Here is a 22,421-nt window from a genome sequence, read left to right as displayed (position 1 = left end):
AAACCACCGCCCCTAATATAAAAAAATGCCTACCAATCTTTTACCAAACGCCCCGGGCCCCGGGGGCCGCTAAACCCCCCCCCCAGAGTGTCCGGCCGACCCGGGTCGGCCGGACACTCGATGATTCACGGGTAGCTGATCACGTTGTGCGGGGTCACGGAGGACGGCAGGGCCGCGCCTCCGGTGTCGTTGATGACGTGGGTGATCGAACCCTTGCCCAGGGACACCGTCAGCACGTCGTGGAACCTGACGTTGGGATTGACCGGAACCTCGAAGGAGTGATAGGCGGCGATGGACGGGTCGGCGGTGAACACGCAGTAGCTACCGAGCCCCCAGGCCTCGTGGCTGGTCACCGAGTTGGCCACCTTGTAGGCGGCGTAGCCGGTGATGCCGTCGTGCGACCAGGCTGCCGCGCTCGGAGGGTCGTAGGGCAGTTCGTTCTGGAAGAAGATGGTCCGGCCGCCGTTGCCGTTCCAGATCACGTTGTACTTCTGGAAGTGCTCGACGAACAGGCCGAGCGCGGTGACGCCGGAGCCGTTGACGACCAGGCCGGTGTCGGACGGGTTCGTGGTCCACCCGGCCCCGGCGCCGTGGTCGGCACGCCAGGCCCAGATGTGGTCGATGATCGTGTTGTTGCTGTTTACCACCAGGGCGTTGGTGACGGCGGCCGGGCCGGCGCCGCCGACGCGCAGGAACACGTCCTGGAGCGAGATCGGATTGGCGGCGTGGTCCGCGTTCGCGCCGCTCTGGCCGACCTGGAGCAGCGACGGCGACCGGGTGGCGCCGGCGTCGAAGAGCAGCCCGGCCACCTTGACCCCGTTGACGTCGGCCACGTTCATCGCGGTGACCCCGTTGTCGGCGATGAGGGTGGCGAAGCCCAGGCCGAGGACGACGGTGTCCGGCCGGGTCACGTTGATGGTCTGGCCGACGTGGTAGACCCCCGGGGTGAAGAGCAGGTTCAGGCCCTGCGCGAGCGCGCTGTTGATGGTGGCCGCCGAGTCGCCCGGGTGCGCGACGTAGAACTGGGTCAGCGGCAGCGACGTGCCGGCGGTGTTGCCGGCCGCCCAGGTGACGCCGGAGCTGCTGGTGCGCAGGGACGGGACGAACACCCGGTAGGCGCCCGACGAGTCCGTGTACAGGTAGGGCTTCTCGCGGCTGACCGGGGTCTTCGGCACGACGGTGTAGGGCGGCGTCGGGAACGTGTTGGCGGGCGCCCCGGCCACACCGGAGAAGACCACATTCCAGACGCCGCCGTTCCAGCCGCCGACCTGACTGTCCCGGGTGTACCACTGCTGCTGCGAGCACGGGCTGACCGTGCCGCTGATCCGACTGTCGGCGATGTACCCGCCGCTGGCCCACCCGCAGTTGGGCGAGGCGAGGGTCATTCCGCCGTGCACGTCCATCCGCCGGAACGGCGCCGCCTGGGCCACCGCCCACCGGTCACGGCCCGACACCGGAGTGATCGACATGTTCTCCGCCGAGCGCCAGAAGTTCTGCGTCGCGTTGCCGGCCATCCAGCCCGCGTCGACGGTGACGTCACCGTTGATCTGCACGCCGGCCGGGTTCTGCCCGAGGCCGACGATCGAGGTGTAGAAGCCCAACTGGGCGTTGAGGCCGGTGTACGAGCCGGGCTTGAACAGCAGCGCGTACCGCTGCGTGCCGAACTGGTTTGTCTCCTGCGTGGCGAACACCTGGTCCAGCTTCGACTGGATGCTGGACGACGACATCGACGGGTCGAACACGATGACGTTGGAGCCGAGGTCGCCCCCACCGGGAATGGGCGGGCCGGTCGTGGGCGGTGGGGTCGTGGGCGGTGGGGTCGTGGGCGTCGACCCGCTGTGCACCACCAGCTCGAAGATCGAGTATCCGTAGCCGGTAGCCCGGGTGGTGCCGTACACCCGCAGGAAGCGGCCGGTGCCGCTGACCGGGATGGTCTGCGTGCCGCCGCTGCCGGCGGCGGTGGAGTAGAGCGACGACCAGTTGCCGATCCCGTCGGGTGAGACCTGGATCTGGAACGCCTTCGCGTACGACGTCTGCCAGGTGAGGACGACCTCGCAGACATCGGTGCTGGCACCGAGGTCCACCTGGAGCCACTGCGGGTCGCTGAACGCGCTGGACCAGCGGGTCGTGGCACTGCCGTCCACGGCGTTGGCCGCCGACAGCCGGCTGTTCTCCACCGACGACGCGGTGGCAGGCCGGTTCAGTGCGACGTTGGCGGTGCCGCAGCCGGCTGCGGCGGCGGTGGCGGTGGCGGACGGGGTGGTCACGGCGAGGGCGTAGGTGACGAACACGGCCAGGCCGGACACGGCCGCGACGAGCGCGGACCGGCGTCTGCCGGTCCGGCTCGCCCTGCTGACGGAGCGTTGCATGACATCTCCCTGATGGGGTCAGGATGGAAGCCACCGCCGACGGCCAGGCGGCGGTGGCTCCGTGGGGACGGGTACCGAGGGGCCCTGGACGATGGCCCACGGATCGCGCACCAGTGGCGGTTGTCTGGACACTATGGGCGCCGCCAGGGCCCGACAATCGGTTGCCAACATTTGCCACACTCGATCGACGCAGGAACCACAGAGCATGAATTCCCGTCAATTCACGGAATCAGCGTCCCGCCTTCTCCGCGCGTACCCGAAGGTCCAACTCCCGAAGGTAGGCCAGGTTGTCCCGGGTCCGCTGAGCCAGCGGCACGGCGGTGGAGAAGTCCTCGACCGTCACCCACCCGTCGTAGCCGACCCGGCGCAGGGCGCCGAGATAGGCCTCCAGGTCGGCCTGCCCCTCCCGCAACGGCGCCCACTCGGCCGACCAGCGCGGTCCCCCGTCGTCCCGGTTGCCGCTCACCCGCCACGCGACGTTCTTCACGTGCACGTGCGCCAGGTACGGTCCGAGCAGCTGGAAACCGGCCAGCGGATCCTCGAACCCCTCGATTGTCAGGTTGCCGATGTCGTGGATGACCCCGGCATGCTCCGGCGGCAGGCCGTCGAGCAGCCGCATCGCCGCCGACGCCGAGGCGACGATGGTGCCGTGGTGCAGCTCGACCAGCGCTGTCACCCCGTGCTCCGCCGCCCGCCCGGCGATCCACGCCAGGTCCCGGCGGGTACCGGCCATCAGCTCTCGATAGTCGCCGCTGCCCAGTTGCGGCATGGTCACCCGGACCCGTTCCGCGCCCAGCGCGGCGGCCGCGGCCAACACCCGCTCGACGTTGCCGTGGTCGGCCGCCGGCACGTACGCCCCGAGCCCGGACAGCGCCAGCCCGGCCTCGCGGGTGATCGTGGCGATCCGGGTCAGCTCACCCTCCAGCCCGGTCAACGGGACGGTCGCCCGGTTGCCGGCCCAGAACCCGGGCGGTCGGGCCGGTTCCTGGTCGGTGACCCGCCACTCGACACCGTCCCAGCCCTGCGCGGCCAACTGCCCGACCGTCTCCTCCGGCGTCCAGTCCGGCGTGGACGCCGTGAACACCGACCACCTCATCGCGCCACCCCCGCCCGCACGACCGACGACACCGTGGCCGCGGAGCCCTCGACGGCGGCGAGCACGTCGTCGAAGTCGCCGGCCAGCACCGCCGGCACCGACACCGGCCGACGCAGGTGCGCCGAGAGGTAGACCGCCTTGACCACGGCGACGTCGAGCAGCGCGTCGACCGCCGTGACCCCCGGTCGCCGGCCGCCGAGGATCGCCTCGACCGTGTCGTGGTACTGCCGCAGGTGCCCGGTCACGAAGGCGTCGGCGGGCTTTGTCGCCCCCCGCAGCTGCGACGGTGGCACGGCGTCGCCGGACCGGTCGGGCCCGTCGGCGTACGCGGACGGGTCCGGGCCGTCGGCGGTGTGCAGGTATTCCAGCTGGTCGTCGTGGATCACCGCGGACCCCTGCGAGCCGTGCACCTGCAACCGCACGCCGAGGCCCGGGTACGCCGCGGTGGTGGCGTGCAGCACGGCGAGCGCCCCGTCGGCGAACCGGATCGCCGCCACGGCGACGTCCTCGACCTCGACCCGCTCGTGGGCGAGGACGCCGGTGTAGGCGAACACCTCCTCGGGCCGGCCGAACAGCCACAGCAGCAGGTCCACGGTGTGCACGCCCTGGTTTATGGTGGCGCCGCCGCCGTCCTGTTCCCAGGTGCCGCGCCAGCCCGCCGAGTCGTAGTACCGCTGGCCCCGCCACCACGGCACGCTGGCCACCGCCGAGGTGAGCCGCCCCAGGTCGCCGGCGCGCACCCGGGCGGCGACCGCGACGCTCGCCGGGTCGAACCGGTGCTGGCAGACCACCGCGCAGACCTGACCGGCCGCCTCGGCGTCCGTGGCGGCCCGGGCGATGCGGCGGGCCGCCGGCAGGGAGGCATCGAGGGGCTTCTCGACGAGCACGTGCACGCCGGCCGCGAGGGCCTCCTCGGCGAGGTCGGCGTGCGTACCGCTGGGCGTGCAGACCACCACCAGGTCCGCCGCCTCGGCCGCGAGGGCCTCGCCCAGCGAGGCGTACCGGGCCGGCGGCGGGCCGCCCTGCTCGCCGATCCACCCGGCGAGCCGGTCGTTGGCCTGCGAGTCCGGGTCGGCGAGCGCGGTGAGGCGCAGCCCGGGGTGCCGCAGGATCGCCCCGGCGTGGGTGCGGGCGATGACCCCGCTGCCCGTGATCACGACGTTGAGGACGGTCATCGAAGAGACACTCCTATCGAGGCGGTGAGGTTCACGAACGCGCGCGCCGCCCGGCCGAACTCGGCGGGGCCGGAGAATCCGCCGAGGTCGTGCTGGCTGGCGAGGTGCGGTTCGAGGGAGGCGAAGCCGGCATAGCCGTCGTCGCGCAGCGCGGTGAGCGTCCGCAGCAGCTGGCCGTCGCCGTGGCCGGCGGGCACGACCTCGGCGGTGGCCGCTACCGCGTCCTTGATCTGCAGGTACTCCAGGTGCGGGCGCAGCAGCGCGTACCCGTCGTCGTAGGGCCGCACCCCGACCTGCACGAAGTTCGCGTTGTCCCAGGCGACGCGCAGCGCGGGCGAGTCGACCGACTCGACGAGGTCGGCGACCCGCCGCGGCACATCGCCGTAGATGTCCTTCTCGTTCTCGTGCAGCAGCACGACGCCGGAGTCCTCGGCGAGGGCCGCGAAGGCCCGCATCCGCGCCAGCACCGCCGCGCGGATCTCGGCCGGGGCGACCCCGGTCGGGCGGTAGAACGAGAAGATCCGGACATACCGGCTGCTCAGCCGGTGCGCCGCCGCCACGGCGGCGCGCAGCCGGTGGAGCTCACCGCCGTCCTCGGTGGTCACGTCGACCTTCCCGACGGGCGACGCGACCGCCGAAACCGCCATGCCGCGCGCGTCGACCGCCTCCGCCAGGGCGTCCAGTTGGGCGTCGCCGAGCTCCACCACGTTGGTGCCCCACGCGCTGCGCACCTCGATGTGCCGGGCACCGAGGGCACTGAGCACCGCGAGCTGCACCGCCGGGTCGGGATCGATCTCGTCGCCGAACCCGGACAGCGTCCACGCCGTCACTTCACACCTCCCGCGGTCAGCCCACTGACGATGTACCGCTGGAAGGCGAGGTAGAGGGCGACCACCGGGGCCGCGCAGACGAGGGCGGCGGCCATCATCTGCCCGTACGGCGGGATCGCCCCGCCCTCCTGCGCCGCGCCGAAGACCTGCAGCACGACCGCCGCGGTGCGGGTGTCCACGTCGGTCATGACCGAGGCGAACAGCACGTCGTTCCAGCCGAGCAGGAACGCGAAGATCGCCGCGACGACCAGACCCGGCCAGCTCAGCGGGATGACGACACGCAGCAGGATCTGCCAGCTCCCGGCACCGTCCACGCGGGCGGCCTCAATCAGCTCGCCGGGCAGCTCACGCAGGTAGGTCACCATGATCCAGGTGGAGAACGGCAGCCCGAACGTGAGGTAGGTGACGACCAGCGACCACCGGGTGCCGATCGTCTGCACGCCGAGGCTGTTGCCGATCGTCGCGAAGAGCACGAAGACCGGCAGGAGCAGCAGCGTGCCGGGGATCGACTGCATGCCCAGCAGCGCGCGCAGCACGGTGCGCCGACCCCGGAACCGGTGCCGGACCAGAACGTACGCCGAGAAGACCGCGACCGCCGCGCAGGTCACCGCCACCGTGCCGGCGACGAGGAGGCTGTTCGCGAGCCCCCGGCCGAGCGGGACTGTCGACCAGATCCGGACGTAGTTGCCGACGTTGACCCGCTCCGGCCAGATCTCACCGGCGGCCACGGCCAGGTCGGTGTTGACCGAGGCGAGGAAGACGTAGCCGACCGGCGCGCCGACGATGGTCAGCAGGAACACCGTCAGGCCGATCTGCAGTGGTCGCGGCAGCAGGCGAAGCACGGGGTTCATGCGGCGGCCTCCGGCGCGTCGAGTCTGACGGTGCGCAGATAGACCAGCAGCGGGACCAGGATCAGCACCAGCGAGATCACGGCCATCGCCGCGCTCAGACCGAACCGCAGGTTCTGGAAGCTCTCCACGTACGTCAGCACCGGCAGCACCTCCACGTCGTGCGGGCTCGGGACGCCGAACAGCACGAACGGCAGGGTGAAGCTGTTCACCATGTGCAGCAGCGAGATGATCGCGGCGAGCGCGACCGGGGGGCGCAGCAGCGGGAGGATGACGTGGCGCAGCTTCGCCCGCCACTGCGCGCCGTCGAGCGCGGCGGCCTCGTGCAGGCTGTCGTCGATGCCCTGCAGGCCGGCCAGGGCGAGCAGGTAGACCAGCGGCCAGCCCGACCAGGCCTGCACGACGATCAGGGCAAGGTAGCTCTTCGGCCCGTTCAGCCACAGGCCGCCGGCGATGCCCAGGGTCGCCAGGCCCTGGTTGGCGACCCCGTCGGGTTGCAGGATGATCCGCCAGATGGTGCCGACGACGAAGGCGGGCAGCACGTACGGGATGAGGTAGAGGGACCGGATCAGCGACCGCCCGCGGAACGGCAGGTGGGTGGTCAGCGCGGCGGCGACCCCCAGCGGCAACGCGAGCAGCGTCGCGATCACCGCCGCGGACCCGCTGACCCAGATGGCGTGCGGCAGGCTGGTGCGGCCCACCGCCTCGACGTAGTTGCCGGCGCCGACGAACGGCGCCGACAGCCACTGCCGGAAGGTGTACTGGTCGAGGTCGAGCAGCGACATCACCAGCGCGACGACGAACGGCACGACGATGACGGTCAGGGTGAGCAGGCCGCCGGGCGCGAGCAGCCACACCGCGGCACCGCCGGCGGTCGCGCCGCGACGGCGGCGCGGCGGGGACGGGCGGGCCACCCCGGCCCGGCGCGCATCGCCGGTGCCCGGAGCGTCCGCGGTCGCTGGGTCGGTGACCGTCATCTACTTCGCCTTGTCCAGCGCGGCCTGCGCCTCGGACTGGGCCTGGGTGAGCAGGTCCTTGAGGGACGTGTCGTCGACCTTGCCGGCGGCGAGGTTGGGCACCGACTGGACGACCACGTTGACAAGCGCGAGCTGCACCTTGCTCCACCCGCCGTGGAACGGGGTGCCGTGCGCCTTCGACGCGGAGTCCACGATGGCCGCGAGCGCCGGGTCCGCGACCAGCCGGTTCGCCAGCTCCGCGTTCGTCGGCAACTCGCCGAAGGTCCGGTAGTAGGCCTCCTGCGACTCGGCGGTGGTCAGCATGTTCACCAGGCGCAGCGCCAGGTCCTGGTTCTTGCTGTACTTGGCGATCACCAGGTTGTCACCGGAGAGGATGCTGGTGGCGCCGACACCGCCCGACGCCAGGCTGGTGGCGCCCGGCGGGACGGTCGGCATGACGGCGTAGCCGTACTTGCCGGCGACCGCGGACTTGTCCAGCGTGACCTTCGAGGTCGCCGAGACCATCGGCAGGAAGGCGGCCTTGCCGGCGCCGAACGCGGCGATGGCCTGGGCGTTCTTCCAGCCGGTCGCCGCCGGGTCGACGACCTTGTCGGTGGCGAGCCATCCGAGGTACGTCTGGTAGGCCTTGACCGTCACCGGATCGGTCAGCCGCGCCTTGCCGTCGGAGACCAGCGGGTTGCCGGCCTGGATGCTCATCGCCCAGATGAACTTCCACGGGTCGAAGCCGTCGCCGTAGGCCACGGCCAGGCCGTACCTGCCGGCCCCGGTCAGCTGTCTGGCCTGCTGCCGCAGGCCGTCCCAGGTGCTGGCCGGCTTGTCGATGCCCGCCGCGGCCAGCAGTTCCTTGTTGTACGCCATGACGAACGGACGGCTGGTGAAGGGGATGCCGACCTCGTGCGTGGCGTCCGGGCCGGAGATGCCGAGGGTGGCGGGCAGGAACCGGTCCCGGCCGCCGATCTTCGTCCACTGGTCGGCGGTGAGGTCGACGAAGGCGCCGGTGGAGTATGCCGTCGGGGTAAAGGTGGTGCCGAGGGCATAGATGTCCGGCCCCTGCCCCGAGAGCATCGATGTCTGGATCTTGGTGAGTTCGTCGGTGGGGCTGGCGAAGGTCTCGAACGTGACAGTCGCCCCGGCCTGCTGCTGGAACTTCGCCGAGACGTCGGCGAACCACTGCTTCTGCTCCGTGGGATAGATCGAGTTCGCTGCGACGAGCACGTTGAGCGTCCTGCCGTCCTCGGCGGAGCTACCGGGGTCGCAGGCGGTGACGGGTGTGGCGACCGTGACGGCCAGGGCCGCCGCGAGAAGCGCGCGGGTGGCATTCATCTCTGCTCCTTGGGTGGTGGCTGTCCGGAGAGGAATGGTGTGGGAAGCACACAGCCAGACGCCCGGGAATTTCCCCGGATCGATGAAGCGTGCGAGGGAACGTAACAACCATGGAAACCGGGTGGCAATCGGTTGCCATTAATTGCCACCGATGCTCTGCTGATGTGCATGAACCCCGAAGGCGCGTCCTCTCCCCGTGCGGCGGTACGCCGGGAGGGCCGCGTTACCATCAACGACATCGCTGCCCTCACCGGCGTTGCCGCCTCCACCGTGTCCCGGGCGTTGAGCCGGCCCGACCGGGTCAACCGGGTCACCCGGGAACGCATCCAGGCCGCCGCCCGCGAGCTGAACTACGTACCCAACACCCAGGCGCGGGCGCTGTCCTCGGGGCGTACCGAAACGGTCGCCCTGCTCGTCTCGGACGCGACGAATCCGTTCTACTTCGGACTGATCCGCGGCGCGCAGCAACAACTGCGCGCTGCCGGCCACGCCCTGCTGCTGATCGACACCGAGGACTCGGCCGAGCTGGAGAACCATCTGCTGCACAAGGTGCGCCGTTCGGTCGACGGGGTGATCCTCGCCGCCTCCCGCCTTCCCGAGCAGACGCTCTCCGTCATCGCCGCCGAACTACCGGTCGTCACCGTCAACCGCAACGTCCCCGGGGTGCGCAGCGTCGTCATCGACAGCCCGGACGGGGTGATGCAGGCCGTCGAGCACCTGGTCTCGCTGGACCACCGGGCGATCGCGTACGTCGCCGGACCGCCGTCCTCCTGGGCCAACGAGGCCCGGTGGCGGGCGATGCGGACCGCGATGGCCCGACACGGCCTCACCGCGGCCCGCATCGGACCGTTCGGCGTGTCCCGCAGCTCCGGGTCGGTCGCCGCGGACGCGCTGCTGAACACCGGCGCCACCGCCGGCGTCACCTTCAACGACCTGCTGGCGATCGGCATACTGCGGCGGCTGGCCGAACGCGGCGTCGACGTCCCCGGCGAGATCAGCGTGGTGGGCTGCGACGACATCTTCGGCGCCGACTTCTGCAGCCCCCCGCTGACCACCCTCACCGCGCCGATCGAACAGGCCGGCCGGGTGGCGGTGTCGATGCTGCTGGACCACCTTGAGCACCTGGGGGAAACGGCGTCCCGTCAGACCGTGCTGCTGCCCACGCACCTGACCATCCGGCAGTCCAGCGGGCCGGCCCCGCGTCGGTGACCACTCGCCGGGCCGCCTCTCCCGGACGACCGGCCCCCGTTCACACCCCTCTCGAGAAAGGCACCTGCGTGAAGATCGTCGCAGCGGACGTCGTCGTCACCAGCCCCGACCGCAACTTCGTCACCCTGAGGATCACCACCGACGAGGGACTCACCGGGCTCGGAGACGGCACCCTCAACGGCCGGGAACTCTCGGTCGTGTCCTACCTGGCTGACCACGTCGTCCCGCTGCTGATCGGGCGGGACCCGCACCGGATCGAGGACACCTGGCAGTTTCTCTACCGGTCGGCGTACTGGCGGCGGGGACCTGTCACCATGGCCGCCATCGCGGCGGTGGACGTCGCGCTGTGGGACATCAAGGCCAAGGCCGCCGGCATGCCGCTCTACCAGCTGCTCGGCGGCGCGTCCCGGGCCGGGATCATGGCGTACGGGCACGCCTCCGGGCGGGACCTGCCGGAGCTGTTCGACTCGATCCGCCACCATCTCGACCTCGGTTACCGGTCGATCCGGGTGCAGACCTCGGTGCCCGGCATCAACGCCGTCTACGGGGTGGCCGCGCAGCCCAGCTCCGACGGCAAGCGCTACGACTACGAGCCGGCCCAGCGCGCGCCGCTGCCCGTCGAGGAGGACTGGGACACCCGCGCGTACCTGCGCCACCTGCCCGGCGTCTTCGAGGCGGTCCGCAACGAGTTCGGCCCCGAGCTGCCGCTGCTGCACGACGGGCACCACCGGATGACCCCCATCCAGGCCGCCAAGCTCGGCAAGGCCCTCGAACCGTACGACCTGTTCTGGCTGGAGGACTGCACCCCGGCGGAGAACCAGGAGGCGTTGCGGCTGGTCCGCCAGCACACCACCACGCCGCTGGCCATCGGCGAGATCTTCAACACCGTGTGGGACTACCAGACCCTGATCCGGGAACAGCTCATCGATTACGTGCGGTCCGCCGTCACCCACACCGGCGGCATCACGGCCATGCGCAAGCTGCTCGACTTCGCCGCCCAGTACCAGATCAAGTCCGGCATCCACGGCCCGACCGACATCTCGCCGGTCGGCATGGCCGCCGCGCTGCACCTGGACCTGGCCATCCACAACTTCGGCATCCAGGAGTACATGCAGCACGGGCCGCTCACCAACGAGGTGTTCCGGCAGTCGTTCACGTTCACCGACGGGTATCTGCACCCGGGCGAGCAGCCCGGCCTCGGCGTGGAACTCGACGAGAAGTCCGCCGCCCGGTTCCCGTACCAGCCGGCGTACCTGCCGTTCAACCGGCTCTCCGACGGCACCGTCCATGACTGGTGACCGCGCGGTGGCAACCCGCCACAGGGGGTGGCCCGTCCGGACCGATGCCCGGGCAACCTCGGTGCGCGGCCACGATCACCGCGTCCGGCCCCCAGGTCGGCCGAGCGCTGGGTACGCGACCTCGCACTGTGGACCGGCGAGTGGGCGGATCACCGGACCGACGGCCATCAGTCAGCCCGTGAGCCACAGCGCGGCGGCACCCTCTCGTGATGTGGGCGCCGTAGCGGTAGGACTCCTCAACCAGCCAGCGGAACTGCTCGGGACCGCACATCAGGTCACTCAGCCGGACAGTCCACGGCGGGTCGAACCGAGAACTAGTCGCGCTGCTCCCAATCCGCTCCCAGAGTAAGCAGCACATACAGCAAGCCCGTTACCGGCTACTCCGGTAACGGGCTTGCTGACCTGCGCAAACTGAGAGTGGGCGATGCTGGTATCGAACCAGCGACCTCTTCGGTGTGAAACAGGACGCCGCAGCGCCTCTGACCTGCCGGCTCGCACCGCGCCGCCGACCGATCGTGAGCTGCCGGTCCAGTGCTTTGGTTGGCGCCAGCGCTGGCGCCCGCAGCCGCACCGGTCGATCGGAAAACACGCCCACGCTCGCCGCGCCTTGTCAGCGGCAGATGCACGTTGGGAATGACCCCGTGAAGTTGCGGATGAGCGGGATGTTTGCTCGGTCCGGACGAGATGCGAGGCTGAACTCGTGGCTTCCGGATCGACGTACACGTTGACAACCGCGGCTGCCCGGCGGCTTGGTACGCACCTTGCACGCGTCGGTGTATCTGAAGACCGGCGAAAGCGCGGTGGAGTGTTACGCAGCCGGGCTCGCCCTGCGCAGGTCGATGACGTTCTCGCCCAGGTGGAGATTGTCGCCGGCTTTTTCGACTCGTACGCCCCGGACGCCCGCCAGTCCCTGAGCTGGCGCGACGCCCGCCCGCCGGTGACGCCCGTATGAGCTTGGTGTCGGCGTTCGTACCGATCTGGATCCTTACCGCGGTCGGCTACGCGGCCTGTCGTTGGGGCCTGCTGGGTGAGGCGGTGGCGTCGGTGCTCGGCCGATTCGTGTTCCATCTTGCGATGCCGTCAGCCCTGTTCCTAGCCCTGTCCAGAATGCCACTCTCGGGGTTCGCCGGCCGCTCGCTGCTCGCCTTTGGAGTGAGCACGGCCACGGTCGTCGGGTTCGGGTGGGTCGGCGCGAGCTGGCTGTTCGGTCGCGAGCCCGGCGAACGGCCGATCTGGGGCATGGCCGCCGGATACGTAAATTCGGCGAACCTCGGCATCCCGATCGCAACGCAGGTTCTCGGCAACGTGTCGTTCCTGGCGGAGGTGGTGCTGCTGCAGGTGCTGGTGGTGACGCCCGTGATCCTGCTCGCCCTGGACCGGCACAGCGACCCGGCCGGGCGGGTACGGATCCGCCGTATCGCCTCCCTGCCGGTACGCAACCCGGTGATCCTGGCGTCGCTGCTCGGTGTCGCGTGCTCGGCTGCCAACCTGCATCTGCCGTCGACGGCCGGCGCGTCGCTCACCCTGCTGTCGGGCGCCGCGGTTCCGGCCGCCCTGGTCGCGCTCGGCGCGTCGCTGCACCGCACGGCGCCGTCGCGGGCCGAGCCGGCCGAGCCGCCCGAGCTGGCCGAGCTGGCCGTGATCACCGCGCTGAAGCTCGTCGCACAGCCGGTCATCGCGTACGCGGCCGGGCTGGCCCTGCAACTATCCGCTCCGCAGTTGCTCGCCGTGGTGGTGTGCGCGGGCCTGCCGACAGCACAGAACACGTTCATCTTCGGCCAGGAGTACGGCGTCGGCGAGGCGGTGGCCAACCGGGCGGTGGTGGTGACCACGACGCTGTCACTGGCCACCATGGCCGCGGCGGTGGCGCTGCTCGGGTAGGTCCGCTGGCCGGCGCCAGCCACCCTGGGAACAGCGCCACCTGACCACTTCGCTCTTCACTGGGAGGTCACGCCGCACCGCTCGATCTCCATCACCGCAGGTCAAAGCCCCTCGTCTCTGTCCGGCATCGGTAAGCACTTCGGGCGCGGAGAGTGACGCAGGGCCGCCATCGAGCGTGCCTCGCGGCGGATCGCCACACGTCACCCATACTGCCGCTGGCGATCATGTCGGCTGGGCGGTAACGATCTCCGACGAACTGCCCCACACTCGACACAACGCTCCGGTGCCCTGCACTCGCCCATCCAAAGGACCGCAGCCGTCGCCGTTCTGGGATCATCCGTACCTGGCAATCGCTCGATTTAGTACGGCTTGGACCGGGTCATTTCGTAACTGGTAGACACCCGAATAGGTTGTGGACCTGCTTACTCGGGGCCGTGCAATCAGTCCATGACCCTCAGCACAAGCTTGCCCTTGTTGTGTCTCTGTTCGCCATGAACGTGCGCTGCGGCGGCAGGAGTGAGCGGCAGTATCTTCTGCACCTGGCCTGCTTCTGCGATGAGCTCGGCGGACGCTCCCGGAATGGGGATGATCAGTCCACCTGGGCGCAGTGTGTCAAGCGATCGAATGCTGGTTCTGTCGGCGGCGTCACCGGGAAGGTCGAGAACGACGTCGATGTCGTACACGGCTTCCTCGAACGGTCCCCTGGTGTAGTCGATGAGTTCGTCGGCACCGAGGCCACGTAGCCAGTCGTGGTTTGCGGCACGTGCGGTAGCGATGACGTGAGCACCCAGGTGTTTGGCGATCTGAACCGCAAGGTGGCCGACGCCGCCAGCGGCCGCGTGTACGAGCACTCGCTGGCCGGGTGTGATACGCGCGCCGTCAGTGAGGGCTTGCCAGGCCGTAAGGGCGGCGAGCGGCACAGCCGCCGCGTGTTCGTGGTCGAGCTTGGTGGGTTTGGCGGCGAACTGGCGTGCCGGAGCGGTGACGTACTCGGCGTAGCCGCCGGCTTGGCGCGGGAACCACGGCATGCCGTACACCTCGTCACCGACGCGCAGGGTGTGCACGCCGAAGCCGACCTCTTCGACGACGCCGGAGAGGTCCCAGCCCAGGATGAACGGTGGCTCGCCGATGCCAGGAAGACCGATGATGAGCGCTGTCGACTGTTGCAGAAAACCGCGGAGCACTCCGCGGGAAACAGGACGCCGCACCGCCTCTGACCTGCGGCAACGTGGAGCCGCAGCAGGGGTGAGCGCAGTTGAGCGCCGTTCGATGCCGTTTGACGCAGTTCAAGGCCGTTCCGGGCACCCCGCTGCTCCCAAACTGCTTCCCCGCGTCCTGGTTTGGCTAAGCAGCTTGGAGGACCTCCTCCTTGATCTCACCGGCCGCGCCCCCTATCGACTGACGCGCGGGACGCGACCCGTTTGTCCGGCACGGCAACGGGTACCCGCCGGTCCAACCGACAGGACGATTGGCAGAGGTAGGGCGTGACCATGGCGGGAGACGAGCAGTACGAGCGGGGCCTTGAGGCGCTGCGACAGGCCGACAGCGGCGCCGCGCAGAGACTCCTGGAAGCCCTCGCCGACGTCTCGCCCGAACTCAGCCGTCGCTCCGTCGCCTGGTCCTACGGGGATCTCTACGTCCGGCCCCAGCTCGCGCGCCGGGACCGGGAGCTGCTCACCCTCGGCATTCTGACCGGCCTCGGTGATGCCGGGGCCCAGCTAGAGGTGCACGTCAACGGGGCACTCAACGCGGGCCTGACGCCGTCGGAGATAGTCGAGGCGCTGCTGCAGGCGGTGGTCTACTGCGGCGTGCCACGGGCCGTCAACGCCACGCTCGTCGCCAAGAAGGTCTTCGCAGAGCGCAACCTGCTCCCTGTCCCGGCAAACCCCACCCCGGCCGGCTGACCTCGCCGTCGTCGCTCACGCGTCGCCGACACAGCTGATAGCGCCGCTCACGCCGCCCGGTCTGCTGCCGGCCAGAGGCGACGCTGCCGCGCCCGAACGGCGGCACCAGTGGCTGCCCTAATCTCGCTTAGCACGATCGTGAACTGCTTCGGCTTCGCGAGAGCATGACGAAGGCAGCGGCGTCGCCGTGTAGCCCGACAGCGTGAAGCCCTCGCCACCTCTGCGTTGCGAGGGGGCTGTGCCGTTCAGGGCTTGATCTTCGGTGGTCGGCCTCGGGGTCGTCGGGGCGGTTCAGGTTCCGGGGCCGGCTGCCAGACGCCCTGCTGTCGCTGGCGGCACCCCGGTTCGGGGCAGTCGCACCACCAGTCCATGCCTTCGAGGTAGATCTTGTCGCCGCCGCACTCGTGTGGTGCCGCGATGAAGACCCGGGTCTTGCAGCCCATGCAGCGCTGCGGGCCGGTGGGGATGGGCCGACCGGGTGAGGTGTCGATCGGCCCATCCATCATCGGGTCAGAAGTCCTGGCCGGCGCGGATGCTCGCCACGAACGGAGCCCACTCGTCCTCGTCGACGAGGATCTGCTCGCCCGGGCGCTTCGAGCTGCGGATGATCCGCTTGCTGCCGGCGGCGATGGCGACCTCCACGCAGTTCGGGCCGCTGTTGTCGCAGCGGTTCGGGCGAACGAAGTTGAGCTGAGCCACGGTGTTGCTCCTTCTCATCCGCCGGCCGCCGGGTGCGGCCGGTCGTTGGTGAGGGGTGGTCCTGGGGGCATCCACAGGTCGTGGGCGACGAGCTGCCCGAAGGCCTCCGCCCACTCCCAGCAGCGGGGGCCGGTTTTGCAGATGGGGCACTGGCCGTCGACGGCCTGGTGCTCGCGCAGGGTGTCCCGCCAGCGGGCCGCTGGCAGGGCGAGACCCGGGGCGCTCACGGCTGCTCGCTCGCTGCGGCGGTCAGGACGTCGACCTTGACGAGCAGTTCCCAGCAGAACGGGGCGGTGCAGTCGGCGGACTCCCACGAACACTCCGGGCCGTGCCCGTACACCCAGCTGTAGGCGGGGTCGTGGGAGTCGTGGACGCTGACGATGTCGATGACGTGGGACGTGTGGGCGTCGACGCCGGGGGCGGTCTGCCACTCGCCGGCCCGCACCGACACTCGGGTGCCCGGGGTGGGCATCGTCCGGGCGGTCACCGGGCCGGCCTGCCGTAGCGGTACTCGGCCCTGCGGCGGCGGGCCTGGGCGAACAGCCGTGCCTGCGCTGCCGCCTGCTCGCGTTCCTGAAATGGGCGGGCCGGCCGGCGGCGTCGCGGACCCATCGGCCAGCAGGTGCCGCAGCCAGGGGATGATGCGCACAGTGTCGTCTCCCTCGCTCCGAGGGGCGCGGCCCACCGCCTGTGACCGGTAGTTACCGCGTCCTGACCTCAGAGTCCCGGGAGCAAGGTGAGGTATCCAGGTACCCCACGTACCGCAACTCACCGCGAGTCGCCGCGAGTCGCCGAAGTGGTACACCGCGTGCGATCTGTCAGGGAATGTAGCCCACGACCTGCGCCAGATCCGCGAGATCCTCCGTCATCGCCCGACGCCGACCATCGGAAATCGTGTCCACGATCTCCCGCGCGTACCGCTGCTGCCGCAGCCACGCTGGCGCGAGGTGCCGCAGCTCCACCAGCACATCGGTCGCGTCCTGATGCGCGCGGCGCTGCGCGTGCGCCCACGCAACGTCCAGGCGGTGACGCTGCCAGCTCGATCCCACCGGCGTCGGCCCTGCCGGCACCAACCGCGCCAGGTCCAACACCCGTCCCGGGTCGCCGGCCACCGCGGCGTTCTCGACCCGCGCCATCTGCACGCGACCCGGATCGAACCCGCCGACCATCATCAGGTGCCCCGGGCCGGGTGCCCGCTCGCCGATCCGTACCGCGGCGGCCTGCGCGGCGTCGACCAGGTCGGCGGCCGTGCCCGGCTGGTTGTCTCGGGCGTACGCGGCTGCCCCACCCACCAGCAGCCAACCCCAGGCGGCGAGTTCCGCCGGGGTGGCTCGGGAGAACCGCGGCTCAATCTGGTCGGCTGTGGACACCGCCAGCTCTGCGGCCTCGGCCAGGCGGCCCTGGCGCATCAGGAGCCAGCACATGCCTTGGATGACCGTGGCCGCGACGACCTGGTCGCCGGACTGGCGGGCGGCGTCGAGGGCGCCGGTCAGCGCGGTCTGCGCGAGGTCACCGGCGCGCAGCTGGATGAGTAGGTTCCCGGTCAGGTGCTGCGTGCGGGCCAGCAGGGCGTACGCGGCGGGCTGGTCCCGGTCGGAGGCGATGTCGACGGCGGCGCGGACGTCGGTGAGCAGCGGCGGTAGGTCGGCCAGGGCGCGGGCGTAGTCGTTGCGCTGGTAGGTGCGGTCGACGTCCCGTAGGCGTGCGGTGAGCGCGTCCAGTGTGGGCGGGTCACCGACTCGTGAGGTGAGCAGCGTGCCGTCGAGGCCGCGCACGGGTGCGATGACGCGGCGGATGGCCGCCAGCGACAACGGTCGGTGATCCGGCTCGGCGCGGGCGGCGGCCTCGGTGGCGTCACCGATCAGCGCGGTGGTGGATACGTTCAGGGCGCGGGCGAGCGCGTGGAGGGTGGACAGGCTGGTGGACCGGCGCACGTTCTGCTCGAGCTTCCGGACGATCTCGATGCTGAGTCCGGCCCGTTCGGCGAGCTGCTCCTGAGTAAGGCGGCTGGCCTTGCGGTGGCGGCGAAGCTTCTGCCCGATGGTCTGCTCGCCCGATGGCTTGGTCGTCATAATCTCCCCCAGGTAGCGGTCTGGGCGGCGGCCCGCCGACCGCTACAACCGGCGGGCCCGCCATGTCCGACCGTACCGCAGTGGTGACACTCCGGGTTGGTCTGAGGTACTCAGGTACTCCAACACCCCTGTGCGGATGTGCCCTTAACCTGCGGCGGTGATCCATCTGGGGCAGGAGCCGGTCGGCCGTCGGGGGTCCGGCACGCGCGTCCGGTGGTGAGCCACCGGCCCGGCGGTCACATGTACCTGCCGAGTGCGTCGGGCAGCCAGGGTGAGACCGTGGGGTTCCGCAAAGGCGGCACTGTGGACGCACCGACCGATCCGTCCGGCGCCACGTTGCAGGCGGCCCGCGAGGCCGGCATCGAGCAGGGCTGACATCGGTTACAAAGCGCAACTAACGAACCGGGGCGTAACCCCGCTTGTCCCCCGCGTTCGACGGCCGCGACTCATGGGCGACTCATGATCTCTGGTGGTGGGTAACGAAGAGGCCGGCTGGACAAAGACCCAGACTCGTAATCGGTACGAAGCGGCGCGCTACGCCCGCGAACACGACTGGCTGTGACCAACGAACGCCCGGACTCCTGCCCCCGCCAGGTTAGATGGCGGTGATCGCGCCGGCCGCGGGGCGGGCCCACCCACAGCTCAAGGGTTGTCCCCCCCTTCGTGGGGTACGCCCGTTGCGCCACGCGGGCGCCGTCGGATCAGCCGAGCGGGTCGGTGTGAGCTGTGCACACGCCGAGGGGCCGGTACCGGATGGATCATCGCGAGGCGGGCGGGCGCGCCGGGGATGACGCCGTGGTGGAACTGCGGGTGCACGGGGTGTCCGCCACTAGCCCGGATGACCTGCTGGATCGACCGCACGCGCAGCAGGTGGCGGGTGACCACAGGGGCGGCTTCTACCGACTTCGGCCAGGAAACCACGAGGGCGGCGAGGCGGACGGGGTGACGCTGGAGGCCTACCGCTGGAACAATCTGCCCGCTGGCAACGCGGCGCGAACGCTGGCGATGGTGATCCTGCTGCCCTTCATGCTGATCAACCTCGCCATCTGGATGCGTCCGGCCGGAACCCGATCGGACCCGGTTATCAAGGCCCTGTGTCGGTTGTTGGCACTCACCCTGACCGGGATGTACGTGCTGAGCATCGTGGGGACCACGCTGGATGTGATTGCGTGGAAGTGCATGTCCTCGCCGGAGTGCCTGGCCGGACGTAGTTGGCTCTCCTGGCTCGGGGAGCGTCCGGCCGGACTGCGCCTCGCGGTACTCGCGCTGGTGCCGGCTGCGGCCATCAGCCTGGTGTGGGCGATCAGCGCTCGCCCGGCACTCCCGTTCCACATCTTCCGTGCGGCCGACCAACCCCTTGCGGCGAACCGGCTCACCGCCGTCGGCCGGTGGGACAATGAGCCGCTCATCGGTCGACTGCGCTCGATTCACGTCGCGGCGGCGTTCGCCACGCTGGACCTCAGCCTGCTCGGCGCCCGGGCCGCACAAGGTTTGTCGATCGGCACCGTCACGCTGGCGGCAGCTGCCGGACTCGTGCTGATCACCTGCGCGGTTCTGCTTTGCACTCCACCCCTGACCGCGCCCACGGAACGGCGGCTCGACCGGTTGGTCAGCGTGCTGCGCCCGATCGCCCTCGGCCTGACCGCGCTGGTCTGGATCCACGTTCTGACCAGTTCGGCCTCCTGGCCGGACAGGAACGGACTGCCCGGCTACAACCTGACCGTCGTCGGGCTGTTCACCGGTCAGGCGGTGCTGCTGGCAGCCCTGGGGGCGGCGCTGTTCTGGCACCGGGATCGACAGCCGGATGTCGCGCCCTCGCTCGGGTTCGGCGCCCTGGCGACCTCCGTCGCCGCGATCAGTCTGGCGCTCGCGTTCTCCGCTGAAATGGTCTATCGGGTGTCCGACGTCCTGAATAGGGGTGCGCCGACCGCGGGGACGCTGATTACCAGCCCTCCGCGGTCCTGCATCTGGGCGCTTCTCGGCTTTACGCTGGCGGTGCTGGTAACGCTGACCGTCGCCGGCGTGGTAACGCTGGCGTCACGACCGGGCCGGGTCCGTGCCGCGTCGTCGATCGTTGCTCGTGACTTCCCAGATGCGCCGAGCGATGCCACGCCGCGGCTACGGCAGGTGCGCAGAGCCATCGCCCGTGCCCGGTTCACCGAACGGCTGGTGCCGCTCGCGGTGCTCTACGCCTGCCTGGCCGGAGTCGGCGTAGCGGCGGTTGCGCTTGGCCTGCTGCCGACGCCTCCCGGCGAACTGGTCCAGCGCTACCTCGGGCTGCCGGCCAGTTCCGTCAACGTCGGCATCGGTGTCGGCAGCTACCTGATCGCCGCCATCATCGTCGGCCTGATCGTCGGTGGAATCTTCGCCTACCGCACCCCCGGCTTTCGCCGGTACGTCGGCGTGCTGTGGGACCTTGGCACCTTCTGGCCCAGAGCCGCGCACCCGTTCGCGCCACCGTGTTACGCCGAACGCGCCGTTCCCGAACTGACCTGCCGGATCACCCACCTCGTCGACTCCGGCAACACTGTGGTGCTCACCGGACACAGCCACGGTTCCGTCCTGCTCGCCGCGACGGTGCTCCAACTGCCACCACGGGTCACCGACCGGATCGCCCTGCTCACCCACGGCTCGCCCCTTCGACGGTTGTACGCCCGCCTCTTTCCCGCCTACGTCAGCGACGAGGTGATCCACGAGATCGCCGACCGGGTCGACTGGCGGTGGGTGAACCTGTGGCGAGACACCGATCCGATCGGCGGCCGCGTTTTCCCGACGCCGCGACCCGACGAGGCGCCCGACGCCGTCGATCGAACGGCGGCGGTGGACCGCCGGCTTCGCGACCCACACGGCGTCACGGCTCCGACCGGCGACGACTTCTCGCCCCCGATCAAAGGACACAGCCCTTACGAATCCGACAAGGCGTTCGATGAGGCGGTGCTTAGCCTCGCCGACCAGCTTCGCTGAGCAAGCGGTCGCGAGCAGGCTCCTCCGCGTCGTGCACCGCAGGGACGCACGGCCGCCGCCACAATGACGTTGTTGACGATGGTCGCGGTGACGGTGCGGACGACTGCCTCGGCGGCGGCTCCGGCGCCCTAGTGTGACGACACGCTCTGATGTAGTAGGTAAGTGAACGCCTCCGGTCTCGGAGTGGAGCTGTCTAGGAACCGCTCCGCCAACCAGGAGGCCTTCGTGCCCCGCGCTAACGCTGCCTTGACCCCTCGCGCACGTCTGCGCTTGGCGCGTCTGATCGTGGATGAGGGCTGGCCAGTCGCCCGAGCAGCTGAACGCTACGACGTGTCCTGGCCGACGGCGAAGAGGTGGGCTGACCGATACACCGAACACGGTTCGGCCGGTAGGGTCGACCGGTCATCGCGACCACACCGCAGCCCGTCGCGGACACCGCAGCCAACAGCTCAGCTGCAGTCGCGCGGATCGCGGCAGGTGCGGTTTGATTCCGGCGGGCCGACGACGCCACCGTGCACGCCGGCAGCCGTTACGCCACGAACGGACGGCTCGACCCGGCTCCCCTCGACGCCGGCCCGCATCGCGCCGCGGTGCTCGACTTCGCCGCCAGCCTGCTCGGCGCCTGCGCAGCCAGCCTACCCAGCGCCGTCGTCGTCGATGTCGGCCTGGCCAGCAACGCCGACCGCGGCGACGAACACAGGGCCGTGGTAGAAGCGAACATGGCCTGGTTCAGCGCAAGCTACGCCGCCAACCCCGACCAGGTCCTCGACGTGGTGCTTCGCGCAGCCGGACCACGCCACCGCCTGACTCCCGCGACCACGCCTTCACTGGCCCGCCCACCCCTTCGGATAGCAGCCCCACGACGACCGACATCGCCACCGACGTCTGCCTTGACGCCACCCGAACGTCACCGCGGAGGAGGCATCCGGGCAGCGCCAGGCCAGGGGCGAACCCCCGGGCACGGCGCGCCCGCTCGGCGGCAGATCCGGATGTTCGATGCCAATCGACGTCCTGTTGTGGGAGGAGAACGGCGGCCAGTTTTGTAGGATCAGGTTGTGATCTCGCACTACCGGGAGGACGTGGTCTCCGGACCGGCGGCCTCGCTCGTGGCATGCATGTGGGAGCAGCGCGTCTGCCATCGACATGCCCAACTGGTAGTGCCCGACGGCTGCCTCGACCTGATCTGGTTCGGCAACGGCGAGTTGGTGGTCTCGGGTGGTGATACAGGCCCACGCCTGGTCGACCTGCCGGCGGACGCCGAGGTGGCTGGGGTTCGCCTCCGTCCCGGAGCTGCGGGTGCTGCGCTGGGCTGGCATGCCGCGGAGCTGCGCGACCGCCAGGTCGATGCCGCCGACCTGTGGGGCCACAAGGCATTGCGACTCGCTGAGACGCTTGCCGTGGTACCCGCCGATTCTCGAGGTCGTCACCTGCTCGATGCAGTGCGCTCCCGCGGCGCTACGCCCGACCCCTTGGTCCAGGCGGCGGCACTGGGTCTGGCTCGTCCGCGCGCTCGGGTCGCCGCGGTGGCAGCGGAACTCGGCGTCAGCGAACGACAGCTGCATCGGCGGACGGTGGCGGCGGTGGGGTACGGACCCAAAATGCTGGCGCGCGTCGGCCGGCTCCGCCGGTTCATGCACCTTCACGCCCCTGACCTGGCAGGCAGAGCGCTCTTGGCGGGCTACTCCAGCCAGGCACACATGAACGACGAGGTGCGGCGGCTCACTGGCATGACGCCCGTCCGATTTCTGGAAGCACTCGGCGGGGCATCCGCCTAGC

General features: G+C 70.3%; 20 protein-coding genes and 1 pseudogene. 8 read left to right on the top strand and 13 right to left on the bottom strand.

Features of this window, described 5'->3' with window-relative positions:
• Nucleotides 1-125: 125 nt before the first annotated feature.
• From ABZU25_RS22960 to ABZU25_RS22930, 7 genes are all read right to left on the bottom strand, one after another.
• Entirely contained in the window at nucleotides 126-2,369 is a 2,244-nt protein-coding gene (locus ABZU25_RS22960; RefSeq protein WP_355031411.1) for a discoidin domain-containing protein, read from the bottom strand.
• A 229-nt stretch (nucleotides 2,370-2,598) separates the two neighbouring features.
• Nucleotides 2,599-3,465, bottom strand: coding sequence for a sugar phosphate isomerase/epimerase family protein (locus ABZU25_RS22955; RefSeq protein WP_355031410.1), 867 nt, complete (start codon nucleotides 3,463-3,465; stop codon nucleotides 2,599-2,601).
• Complete coding sequence (locus tag ABZU25_RS22950; protein ID WP_355031409.1) at nucleotides 3,462-4,640, bottom strand: Gfo/Idh/MocA family oxidoreductase; 1,179 nt, start codon at nucleotides 4,638-4,640, stop codon at nucleotides 3,462-3,464. Before ABZU25_RS22950 ends, ABZU25_RS22955 begins: the two co-directional genes overlap by 4 nt.
• A complete protein-coding gene (locus ABZU25_RS22945) occupies nucleotides 4,637-5,470 on the bottom strand; it encodes a TIM barrel protein (protein ID WP_355031408.1) in 834 nt (277 codons plus the stop codon). The genes ABZU25_RS22950 and ABZU25_RS22945 overlap by 4 nt, the downstream gene beginning before the upstream one ends.
• Nucleotides 5,467-6,321 carry a carbohydrate ABC transporter permease gene (locus ABZU25_RS22940; protein WP_355031407.1) on the bottom strand — a complete coding sequence of 285 codons (855 nt, stop codon included), beginning with the start codon at nucleotides 6,319-6,321 and terminating at the stop codon, nucleotides 5,467-5,469. Before ABZU25_RS22940 ends, ABZU25_RS22945 begins: the two co-directional genes overlap by 4 nt.
• On the bottom strand, nucleotides 6,318-7,295 hold the full coding sequence (locus tag ABZU25_RS22935; protein ID WP_355031406.1) for a sugar ABC transporter permease: 978 nt from the start codon (nucleotides 7,293-7,295) through the stop codon (nucleotides 6,318-6,320). The genes ABZU25_RS22940 and ABZU25_RS22935 overlap by 4 nt, the downstream gene beginning before the upstream one ends.
• Nucleotides 7,296-8,618, bottom strand: coding sequence for an extracellular solute-binding protein (locus ABZU25_RS22930; RefSeq protein ID WP_355031405.1), 1,323 nt, complete (start codon nucleotides 8,616-8,618; stop codon nucleotides 7,296-7,298).
• A gap of 168 nt (nucleotides 8,619-8,786) precedes the next feature.
• Between ABZU25_RS22930 and ABZU25_RS22925 the strand changes: the two genes are divergently transcribed.
• The 3 genes from ABZU25_RS22925 (at nucleotide 8,787) to ABZU25_RS22915 (ending at nucleotide 13,006) form a co-directional block, all read left to right on the top strand.
• On the top strand, nucleotides 8,787-9,827 hold the full coding sequence (locus ABZU25_RS22925; RefSeq protein WP_355031404.1) for a LacI family DNA-binding transcriptional regulator: 1,041 nt from the start codon (nucleotides 8,787-8,789) through the stop codon (nucleotides 9,825-9,827).
• Between the two features lie 68 nt (nucleotides 9,828-9,895).
• Nucleotides 9,896-11,125, top strand: a complete 1,230-nt coding sequence (manD, locus tag ABZU25_RS22920; RefSeq protein WP_355031403.1) for a D-mannonate dehydratase ManD — start codon at nucleotides 9,896-9,898, stop codon at nucleotides 11,123-11,125.
• A gap of 948 nt (nucleotides 11,126-12,073) precedes the next feature.
• Nucleotides 12,074-13,006 (top strand): AEC family transporter, encoded by a 933-nt coding sequence (locus tag ABZU25_RS22915; protein ID WP_355031402.1) that lies wholly within the window; start codon nucleotides 12,074-12,076, stop codon nucleotides 13,004-13,006.
• A gap of 440 nt (nucleotides 13,007-13,446) precedes the next feature.
• On the opposite strand, the gene ABZU25_RS22910 is transcribed toward ABZU25_RS22915, so the two are convergent.
• Nucleotides 13,447-14,214, bottom strand: coding sequence for an NADP-dependent oxidoreductase (locus tag ABZU25_RS22910; RefSeq protein WP_355031401.1), 768 nt, complete (start codon nucleotides 14,212-14,214; stop codon nucleotides 13,447-13,449).
• 282 nt (nucleotides 14,215-14,496) lie between these two features.
• On the opposite strand from ABZU25_RS22910, the gene ABZU25_RS22905 reads away from it, so the two are divergent.
• Nucleotides 14,497-14,910: a carboxymuconolactone decarboxylase family protein gene (locus ABZU25_RS22905; protein WP_355031413.1), complete on the top strand. Its 414-nt coding sequence runs from the start codon at nucleotides 14,497-14,499 to the stop codon at nucleotides 14,908-14,910.
• 510 nt (nucleotides 14,911-15,420) lie between these two features.
• On the opposite strand, the gene ABZU25_RS22900 is transcribed toward ABZU25_RS22905, so the two are convergent.
• From ABZU25_RS22900 to ABZU25_RS22880, 5 genes are all read right to left on the bottom strand, one after another.
• Complete coding sequence (locus tag ABZU25_RS22900) at nucleotides 15,421-15,609, bottom strand: DUF397 domain-containing protein (protein WP_355031400.1); 189 nt, start codon at nucleotides 15,607-15,609, stop codon at nucleotides 15,421-15,423.
• Between the two features lie 14 nt (nucleotides 15,610-15,623).
• The gene (locus ABZU25_RS22895; protein WP_355031399.1) at nucleotides 15,624-15,836 is read right to left on the bottom strand and encodes a hypothetical protein; all 213 of its coding nucleotides are present in this window, start codon (nucleotides 15,834-15,836) and stop codon (nucleotides 15,624-15,626) included.
• Nucleotides 15,833-16,096, bottom strand: a complete 264-nt coding sequence (locus ABZU25_RS22890; RefSeq protein ID WP_355031398.1) for a hypothetical protein — start codon at nucleotides 16,094-16,096, stop codon at nucleotides 15,833-15,835. Before ABZU25_RS22890 ends, ABZU25_RS22895 begins: the two co-directional genes overlap by 4 nt.
• Nucleotides 16,093-16,221, bottom strand: a complete 129-nt coding sequence (locus ABZU25_RS22885) for a hypothetical protein (RefSeq protein ID WP_355031397.1) — start codon at nucleotides 16,219-16,221, stop codon at nucleotides 16,093-16,095. The genes ABZU25_RS22890 and ABZU25_RS22885 overlap by 4 nt, the downstream gene beginning before the upstream one ends.
• 206 nt (nucleotides 16,222-16,427) lie before the next feature.
• On the bottom strand, nucleotides 16,428-17,681 hold the full coding sequence (locus tag ABZU25_RS22880) for a helix-turn-helix domain-containing protein (protein WP_355031396.1): 1,254 nt from the start codon (nucleotides 17,679-17,681) through the stop codon (nucleotides 16,428-16,430).
• 753 nt (nucleotides 17,682-18,434) lie between these two features.
• On the opposite strand from ABZU25_RS22880, the gene ABZU25_RS22875 reads away from it, so the two are divergent.
• From ABZU25_RS22875 to ABZU25_RS22860, 4 genes and pseudogenes are all read left to right on the top strand, one after another.
• Nucleotides 18,435-20,645: a hypothetical protein gene (locus tag ABZU25_RS22875; protein ID WP_355031395.1), complete on the top strand. Its 2,211-nt coding sequence runs from the start codon at nucleotides 18,435-18,437 to the stop codon at nucleotides 20,643-20,645.
• Nucleotides 20,646-20,870: 225 nt separating this feature from the next.
• Nucleotides 20,871-21,083 (top strand): annotated as a pseudogene (locus ABZU25_RS22870) (leucine zipper domain-containing protein); the annotation flags it as partial.
• 74 nt (nucleotides 21,084-21,157) lie between these two features.
• The gene (locus tag ABZU25_RS22865) at nucleotides 21,158-21,691 is read left to right on the top strand and encodes a hypothetical protein (RefSeq protein WP_355031394.1); all 534 of its coding nucleotides are present in this window, start codon (nucleotides 21,158-21,160) and stop codon (nucleotides 21,689-21,691) included.
• A 9-nt stretch (nucleotides 21,692-21,700) separates the two neighbouring features.
• Nucleotides 21,701-22,420 (top strand): helix-turn-helix domain-containing protein, encoded by a 720-nt coding sequence (locus ABZU25_RS22860; RefSeq protein WP_355031393.1) that lies wholly within the window; start codon nucleotides 21,701-21,703, stop codon nucleotides 22,418-22,420.
• Nucleotide 22,421 lies beyond the last annotated feature (1 nt).

Origin of the sequence: Micromonospora sp. NPDC005215 (genome assembly GCF_040607915.1) — a bacterium.
Classification (GTDB): domain Bacteria; phylum Actinomycetota; class Actinomycetes; order Mycobacteriales; family Micromonosporaceae; genus Micromonospora.
The sequence above is the reverse complement of the archived record's forward strand: the minus strand, read 5'-3'. Positions and strand labels throughout refer to the sequence as shown.